The following is an 8431-nucleotide window of genomic DNA, read 5'->3' on the forward strand; positions in this document are numbered from 1 at the left end:
GGACCGTCGAACCGTTGCCTGGCGGTGACAGACACAGGTGAAAGCGCGTGGCAAAACCGTGCGATCCGTTGCAAAACGGGTGCTTTGAAGTCAGTTTGTCGTGAGTTGTCCCCCTTGCGCTGGCCGCATGAGGGGCACCCATGTAACGTCGGCGTCGAACGGTTGCGTGCAGGCGTACCAAACAAAAGCCTTGGAACGCGTTCAGGAAAGAACAAACATTAGCTGCGAACGTTACTGAATGGCGTTTCAACACCGACAAGACCGACGCTTAGCAAAAGCTGTCCGGACTGAAGCGAGGAAACTGTTCCATGCCGGGGCAGTTCGCCCAAAAGGGGTGCGACAATGCGTGACTGTGTGAAGACCCGTGCTGGATTTGACCGCGTGCTGACGGCGGTCGCCGCCACCTTCCTCACGGTTTGCGCGACTTCGGCGTTGTCCCAGACCGATCCCGTTCGCAACAGCGCCGCAGAACTCGCAATTGACGCGGCGATCCCACGGCCCGAGCCCGCGAATCTCCCACCGCCGAGCATCGGTGATTTCAAGCTCGACACCATCGTGCCGGCGCAGGAGGCGGCAAAGTCACCCGAACCTCCACCGGCCAGCAAGCCGTCGGATGTGGTCACCGCTCCGCCCAGCGATACCAATGCTGACAGCAGCAAAAAGGACACCGCTGATACCAACAAGGATAGCCCCGCCAGCACGACGGTCGCGCCACCCGCCGCAGCTGCTGCAACACCGGTTGCAGAACCGCCTAAGGAGGCAACCAAAGCCGCCAGCAACGTGGCGCCCGCGGATCAGCCGGTCGCCGATAAGCTGCGCGAACTGCTGGGCGCGAAAGCGGTGCGCTATTTTGACCGCAAGGCCGAGCGAGCCGCCGTGGAGAAATTCTACAACGCGCGTGAGTTTGCGCCGTTGTGGACCCAAGGCGGCACCTTGACTGCAACCGCCAAGGCCGTGATCGCGAGATTGAGGGATGCCGCGTCCGACGGTTTGAATCCTTCCGACTACCCTGTCCCGGACTTTGCCATAGGCGCCAATCCTGATGCCCTCGCCGAAGCCGACGTAAAGCTGACCGCCAGCATGCTCGATTACGCCCGCCAGGCGCAGAGCGGGCGGATGCACTGGTCTCAGGTCAGCGGCGACATTCAGTATCCGGAGCATCCGACCGATGCCAATGAGGTGCTGGCGAATGTCACCACCGCCAAGGACGCTTCGGCGGCACTCGAGAGCTACAACCCCCCGCACAAACTCTATCGCGAATTGAAGGCGAAACTGGCCGAACTGCGCGGCCAAGGTGGCGGGCCGGTGATTCAAATCGCCGAAGGCCCGACGCTTAAGTTCACGCCGGCGCACGGAAAGAAGCAGCCGGCGATTGCGATGGAAGACGACCGGGTACCGCAGCTCCGCGCCAAGCTCGGCATCACCGAAAATCCGCACGATACCCATTACGATGCGAAGGTCGCGGAAGCTGTTCGCAAATTTCAGGCTGGCGTCGACCTAAAGCCCACCGGGCTGCTGGACGAGCGAACCGTCAGGGCGATCAATAGTCCGAAGCGCGACCGCCAGATCGATACCGTTATCGTCAACATGGAACGGTGGCGCTGGCTACCGCGCCAGCTTGGCGCGCCATCGGTCGGCAACGCCTATGTCATTCTCAACATCCCCGACTTTACGCTCAAGGTGATGCAAAACGGTGCGCAGGTCTGGGCTACCAAAGTGGTCGCCGGACAGCCCGGCATCCATGCGACGCCGCTTTTGACCGAGACAATGAAATTCATCACGGTCAATCCGACCTGGAACGTGCCGCCCTCCATCATCTACAATGAATACCTTCCGGCCCTGCAGCAGGATCCCACTGTGCTGCAGCGCATGGGGTTGAAACTCGAGCGCGCCCGCGATGGCAGCATTCATATCTCCCAGCCCCCCGGCGAGGCTAATGCGCTCGGCCGAATCCGCTTTAATTTCCCGAACAAATTCCTCGTCTATCAGCATGACACGCCGGACAAGCATTTGTTCTCCAAAGAAGAGCGTGCCTTCAGCCATGGCTGCATGCGCGTGCAGAATCCGGATCAATACGCGGCGACGCTGCTCAACATCACCATGCCTAACGAGCATTACACGCCGGAGAGAATCCGCAGCATGTATGGCCACAGCGAAATCGATCTGAAGTTTCCGACGCCGATCCCGGTCAACATCACCTATCAGACGGCATTTGTGGATGATGCGGGCAAGCTGCAGTTTCGAAGGGATGTGTATGGGCGCGACGCGACCATGGTGGCGCTGTTGCGCAATTCCAGAAACAAGGATCTGGAAAACGTGATCGCGCACTCGCAGCCAAGCTACTCACATCCAGTGGGCAATTTGCCGGCCGGCGTGAACTTCGCGAGCGATAACAGCTATCCTTCCGGCGGCTATAACAATAGCTATTCTTCCGGACCATCCTTCTTCGATCGGCTGTTCGGAATTCCGACGCCGCCCGCTCCCATTCCGCCCAGGCCAACTCGCCGGCTGTATACCCGCTAGCGCAGCCTCGGTCCGTCCGAATCAAATCGATCGTCAAATCAAAAGGGCCTCGCTTTCCGGCGAGGCCTTTTTACTTTTCCCCGTGCTCCCCAATGCATTTAACCACGGCACTTTTTCGCCATACTCGGCGGGTTAGCTTCAGCCTGACTTGGGGGGTGGGTTTAAGCGTGAATTAACCCGCCCGAATTAAGACTGGATTAACTCTCTTCCGCGCACGGGGTAGCGGAGGAGTTCGTTGATCGGTCGTTTGTGGGTGGGCTTATTGGTGCTGACTGGTTTCGCACGCCAATTCAAATCACTGTCGCTGCCGAAGGCTGGGTGTCACCTCGGCCTGACATCCCTGTTGCTACTGCTTGGGGCCGGATCGGTCCACGACGCGACCGCACTGAACGAAACCCGCACGCTTTCGTTTCACCACACCCATTCCGATGAAGACCTCACTGTCACCTTCAAGCGCGACGGCCGTTATGACGAAGAGGCCCTGAAGCAGCTCAATCATTATCTCCGCGATTGGCGCACCCAGGAACAGACGACCATGGATCGTCATCTGTTCGATATCCTGTGGGAGGTCTACCGGGACGTCGATGGCAAGAAGCCGATCCAGATCATCTCCTCGTACCGCTCGCCCGCCACGAACGCCATGCTTCGCCGCCGTTCTTCGGGAGTGGCGCGCTTTAGCCAGCACATGCTCGGGCATGCCATGGACTTCTTCATTCCGGACGTGCCGCTTGAGCAGATCCGGTTCGCCGGACTGCGCCTGCAACGCGGCGGCGTCGGATTTTACCCAACTTCGGGATCTCCGTTTGTTCATCTAGATACCGGCAGCATCCGCCACTGGCCGCGTATGACGCATGATCAATTGGCGCGGGTTTTCCCGGACGGGCGCACCGTGCATATTCCCTCCGACGGCAACCCGCTCAGCGGATATGAGCTTGCCCGTGCCGATATCGAAAAACGCGGCGACGATGCCTCGAACATCAGCGGGCCGCGCGGGTTCTTCGCCGCCTTGTTCAGCTTCAAATCCAAATCGAACGATGATGAAGACGAAGGTACAAGCGCTGCTGAAAAGGCCGCCTCGCCAAGGCTGATCGCCTCGAACGCGCCTGCCAAATCAATTGAGCCCGTGCCGATGCCGCGCGCCAAACCAAGCATCGCCGGAACCTTCCAACTCGCCTCCGCCGACGCGCTGGGCATTCAATCCTCAAAGCTCAAGCAGACTCCTGCTGGCCAGACAGCCGAGACCAAACCGCAAACGCCCGCTGACATCATCAATGCTCGCGGGTTCTGGGACGACACAGATAGAATGCTGAAACAGGTTACGCCGGCTCAGGCCGTGGCCAACGCGGCCAGCCGGGCACTTGCTGCCGCTGACCCGCAGCCTACCGCCGCTATCTCGTCGCCTTTGCAGGCGTTGGCCTACGCGCCGCCTGCCTCATCGCTGGTTGATCATTCCAACGTGGTCACGGCGAGCGCCCCAATTCCCCGCGGCTTGCGTGGCTCCGCTCCGCCGCGCAGCGCAACCGCCGCTGCTACCACGATCGACACGGTGGTTGCGAAGGGAGCGCAAAATCCGGACGATCCAGTCGCGACATCGAACCGGCTTGCGGCCGCCTCTCGCGGCAACGATCTCTGGATGCGGGTGGTAATTTTGGCGCCGAGCGCAACGACCTCGATGACCACTACGGTGTTGGGCGATGCCGATATGAGTCTTTTGCGCGTGTACTTCGGCAAGCCGGAAGCAGCGATCGTCATCGCCTTTTCGGACGATCCGCAGATGGGCATGCTGAGCGAGCGTTTCACCGGATCGGCAACGGCAAGGCTTGCGACCCAATCCTTTGTCACGCACACCGCATCATTGCGCTAAGCTCGCCTGAGCGCCTCATCCAACGTCAGTGCCAGATCGATTACGAGATCAGAGGATTGTGATCCGACCCTGATCGGATCGCATCTGCGGCTCACAGCATTCCGAGCGCCTGCATATAAGTTTCGAGGATGGTTTCCTGCTCGGCACGCTCATTGGCGTCCTGCTTGCGTAATCGCACGATCGCGCGCAGCGCCTTGACGTCGAAGCCATTGCCCTTGGCTTCCGCATAGACGTCGCGGATATCGTCCGAGATCGTCTTCTTTTCTTCTTCCAGCCGCTCGATGCGCTCGATGATGGCCTTGAGCTGGTCTTTTGCGAACTTGGTGGCGGGCGCTTCCTGGACGGCGGCAGCAGAAACGGCCATCGGGTACTCCTGAATGGAACTGAGGGGTTTGAGGCGAAAGTGGAAGCGCCGCACGCTTCACCACGCACCGCATCCCAAATGACCCTCAAGAGTGGAGCGCCTTGCGTCAAGGCGACATCGCGCTCATCCACAGCGCCGCCCACAGGAGAAAAAATCTTTGGCAAAACGTCTGTTCGCGCGCCGAATCGAGCGTGGCTTACGATCGTTCAGACGCGCGTAACGACCGGACTTCTAAGCCGAGGAAGCTTAGCGCGCGAGATCAATGCCCGCTCGAGGCCTTTTTCATTGCGGCGAGCTGCTCGGCACTGGCTGAGCCCTGATAGGTCGCCTTCCAGGTCTCGTAAGCCATGCCGTAGACTGCCTCGCGGCTCTCATCTTTGCTCATGCCGATGCCTTTCGCATCGGCGGCCTCCTTGAGCCAGTTCGACAGACAGTTGCGACAGAAGCCCGCGAGGTTCATCAGGTCGATGTTTTGCACATCGGTTCGGGAGCGCAGATGTTCGACCAACCGCCGAAAAACAGCGGCCTCGAGTTCCGTTCTGGTTTTGTCGTCGATCGTCATGATGATCCACTCTCGCGGTTTGCCTAACGGTTGGATATTAACTGGGTGTTCCCTCTGTTGCCACAAGCGACATAGCAAGGCCTTGATCACTCGAAGCTTCTCCCGAGCCAACAAGCTTCGGAACAGCTCGAGGCCCCCCGGATGCAGCTTGATCACGTTCCCCTCAGACGCGATCAGCCTCAGCTTCTCGGTCAAGGCCACCCTATCGGCTTCCATGTTGTTGAGCTTCGGAAGCATTTCCTTGACGGGCTCGTCGCGGTCGCCAATGCCTCCACATATCGTTCGGTCGCGCGGTGATCCCTCGAAGCTTCCAACACTTCAAATCCCGCTTCCCTGATCGCGTCCGCCGTCGCTGCGCGGATCAGAAATTCGTCCTCGACTACGAGGATGACCGGACGCTGTTTCTGCGACTGAGCCATGGATGGGCTACCTGCTTGAGGGCGTTGGTACGCAAGTTCGTTTGCGCCGACGGCAGAGTTGCGGGACGTTCCCCCAATTTGCCCGGCTCCGCCTCACAACGGGAACGCCCCGGCTCCTGCTGAGTTTGGCCGAGTGAGTGGAACAACGCGCCGAGGGTCAGCCTTGCCGAGGTACTATCTCCACATTCGGGGCGCGGACGGCACGGCAGCCACCGACGAAGAAGGAACCGATCTTGCCGACCTCGATGCCGCGCGCGCAGACGCTCTGGCGGCAGCTCGCGAACTGTTTGCCGCTGCGATCGTGCTGGCTCGTGATCCGATGCTGAAAAGTATAGTCATCACCGACGAGGCGGGAACGGAGTTGGGAGAGGTCCGCATAAAAGACCTGCTGCCGCCGAGCTTTTGGGAGTGAGCCGCGAGTCAAAGGCTGTGAAGAAGGCAATGAAGAGAGCCGGGAATAGCCGGAAGCGAGTCGAGCGGCGCTAGCCGTTGAGACTCTCTTCATCGGTGTTGCCGGGCTTAGGTCGTTTTTTCCCATCCTTTGTTGCTTTGTCGATCGCACGTTGCGCCTCGACTACCGCATGGGCTCGGCTGTGAGAGATGCCTTTTCGCGTTCGGGTCGCGTCTAGGAGCACGATCCATTTCCAACCTGTGGGGTTGGCAGTTTGCACTATCTGATACTCGATACCTTTGTAGGTCACCGCTCGCCTCCTCCAAAGGGCGGGTGATATAGAGTTTACCGGAAGGACACGCGCCCTCTGTTGCTAGGACTATCGTTCTGGTCAGGACCGCTTTGGCCCGACCGCTCGGTCGCTAAAACGAAGAGGGTGCCGATTTGTTTCGTCTGCAATAGCGCTCAATCATCTCAAATCCCGCTGCGCCGTGCTTGCATTGATAGAGCCGGATCGTCCCTTGGCTGGAATCGAGGAATTTGTGGGTGAGGCTCGGGAAGGCCGCACATGGTGGGCAGCGCATAGCGTAGCCGCGTACTCGCAGAAGGATGAGATCGGCAACAAGCACCTCGACTCTGGCCAGAGCCATCGTCGTCAGTGCGGTGAACTGGTATTGCCGATGTTGATTGTGATGCCGGGATATTGCCGGGTAGGCATGCCCCAGCGCATCTATCAGCTCGCGCTGACCCTCATTCACTCGAACGACTGGAGCGACCTGGGAAAGATCGCAGGGAGTGGCGGCAGGTTGCCGGTGGTGCGCGAGATATCTTGAGGTGTTAGTAGAAAGTCGCCGTAAGCGGTCGCATCGGGCCGCCATTTTATTCAACGAGCGGGTTTGGTTCTGATTCGCATGGCTGCCACCCTGCACGATACTGAGATTCAGTCCTTTGACGATGCCTATGCCGCGCACCAGCGTCCCAAAGGCACGATCTCGGACGTATTTCGGTTGTAGCGCGTGGGGGTTGTCACAGAATTTGCCATATCGCAGCGCAAACGTCGTCGATAAGCGGGATTTGACGGCCGGTTACCTGAAAATAAGGGTTCGGCGTTGACAGTGCCGGCCGCTCGCGCGAAATCGTCAATGAGTTAAGATAGCTTCGCTGAATGATCCCGACCAATCCCCATGATCGCAATAGAGTTGCTGTGCGCTTGAGCGTCGGTTTGATGCCGGCACTCGTGCTGATACTGCTTTGCAGCTCCAATGCTCCAGCGGCGGCCGATTTTCGCCTGTGCAACAACACTTCGAGCCGCGTCGGAATCGCGCTTGGGTACAAGGATGCCGAGGGCTGGACCACCGAGGGTTGGTGGAACGTATCCTCGCGCAGCTGTGAAACCCTCCTGCGCGGCACACTCGTCGCGCGATATTACTACATCTACGCCCTCGATTACGACCGCGGCGGCGAATGGTCGGGGCAAGCGTTCATGTGCTCGCGCGACAAGGAGTTCACCATTAAAGGGACCGAGAACTGCCTTGCACGGGGGTTCGACCGTACAGGCTTTTTCGAGGTCGACACCGGCGAGCAGCGCGCCTGGACCGTGCAGTTGACTGAATCCAATGAACAGCAGCCGGCGCAGCGGGTGCCGGGTATTCCGGGAACGGTCGGCCCCGGCGGGCCTGCAAACGTTCCCGGCATCAACAATCCGCCGGCCGGGTCCACGCCGGGTGCGTCTGGTTTGCCGTCAACGGCAGCGCCCGGAAGCAAGCCATGAGACGTCTACGCCGCATCAAGATTCTCGCAACGTTAGGACCTGCCTCCTCGGATAGCCCGATGATCCGACGGCTTTTCGAAGCCGGCGCGGACGTCTTCCGTATCAATATGAGCCACACCTCGCACGAGAACATGCGCGAGCTGGTGAAGACCATTCGCAATGTCGAGAGCAGCTATGGGCGGCCGATCGGAATTCTGGTCGATCTGCAAGGCCCAAAGCTTCGCTTGGGCTCGTTCCGCGAGGGCTCGATCCAGCTCAAAAACGGCGAAAGTTTCGTCCTGGATTCCGAGAAGACGCCGGGCGACAACACGCGTGTCCAACTTCCGCATCCTGAAATTCTTGCTGCGCTGCGACCCGGTGACACCCTGCTGCTCGATGATGGCAAGGTGCGGCTGATCGCCGAGGAAACTTCTCCTGAGCGCGCCATTACACGCGTGGTGATCGGCGGCAAGATGTCCGATCGCAAGGGGGTCAGCCTCCCCGACACCGACTTGCCGGTGTCCGCCATGACGCCAAAGGACCGGGCCGACCTCGAAG

General features: G+C 59.7%; 9 protein-coding genes. 6 read left to right on the plus strand and 3 right to left on the minus strand.

The features are described 5' to 3' along the window. Positions 1-342: 342 nt before the first annotated feature. Together VJV58_RS00855 and VJV58_RS00860 are read left to right on the plus strand one after the other, a co-directional pair. Positions 343-2523: a L,D-transpeptidase family protein gene (locus tag VJV58_RS00855; protein WP_324135415.1), complete on the plus strand. Its 2181-nt coding sequence runs from the start codon at positions 343-345 to the stop codon at positions 2521-2523. A 265-nt stretch (positions 2524-2788) separates the two neighbouring features. Continuing rightward, positions 2789-4387 (plus strand): DUF882 domain-containing protein, encoded by a 1599-nt coding sequence (locus VJV58_RS00860; RefSeq protein ID WP_324135423.1) that lies wholly within the window; start codon positions 2789-2791, stop codon positions 4385-4387. Between the two features lie 91 nt (positions 4388-4478). Here VJV58_RS00860 and VJV58_RS00865 read toward each other — a convergent pair whose 3' ends face one another. Next, positions 4479-4751, minus strand: a complete 273-nt coding sequence (locus tag VJV58_RS00865) for a DUF2312 domain-containing protein (protein WP_324135416.1) — start codon at positions 4749-4751, stop codon at positions 4479-4481. Between the two features lie 259 nt (positions 4752-5010). Then, positions 5011-5313 (minus strand): DUF1244 domain-containing protein, encoded by a 303-nt coding sequence (locus VJV58_RS00870; protein WP_324135417.1) that lies wholly within the window; start codon positions 5311-5313, stop codon positions 5011-5013. Between the two features lie 582 nt (positions 5314-5895). On the opposite strand from VJV58_RS00870, the gene VJV58_RS00875 reads away from it, so the two are divergent. After that, on the plus strand, positions 5896-6144 hold the full coding sequence (locus tag VJV58_RS00875; protein ID WP_324135418.1) for a DUF6894 family protein: 249 nt from the start codon (positions 5896-5898) through the stop codon (positions 6142-6144). A gap of 70 nt (positions 6145-6214) precedes the next feature. Here VJV58_RS00875 and VJV58_RS00880 read toward each other — a convergent pair whose 3' ends face one another. Then, complete coding sequence (locus VJV58_RS00880; protein ID WP_324135419.1) at positions 6215-6433, minus strand: hypothetical protein; 219 nt, start codon at positions 6431-6433, stop codon at positions 6215-6217. A gap of 181 nt (positions 6434-6614) precedes the next feature. Between VJV58_RS00880 and VJV58_RS00885 the strand changes: the two genes are divergently transcribed. The 3 genes from VJV58_RS00885 to VJV58_RS00895 form a co-directional block, all read left to right on the plus strand. Beyond that, positions 6615-6956: a hypothetical protein gene (locus VJV58_RS00885; RefSeq protein WP_324135420.1), complete on the plus strand. Its 342-nt coding sequence runs from the start codon at positions 6615-6617 to the stop codon at positions 6954-6956. 392 nt (positions 6957-7348) lie between these two features. Next, complete coding sequence (locus VJV58_RS00890; protein ID WP_324135421.1) at positions 7349-7894, plus strand: DUF1036 domain-containing protein; 546 nt, start codon at positions 7349-7351, stop codon at positions 7892-7894. Beyond that, positions 7891-8431 (plus strand): pyruvate kinase (locus tag VJV58_RS00895; protein WP_324135422.1); only part of this gene is annotated, 541 nt, incomplete at its 3' end. The genes VJV58_RS00890 and VJV58_RS00895, both read left to right, overlap by 4 nt.

The organism is Bradyrhizobium sp. (assembly GCF_035273305.1).
Taxonomy (GTDB): Bacteria; Pseudomonadota; Alphaproteobacteria; order Rhizobiales; family Xanthobacteraceae; genus Bradyrhizobium.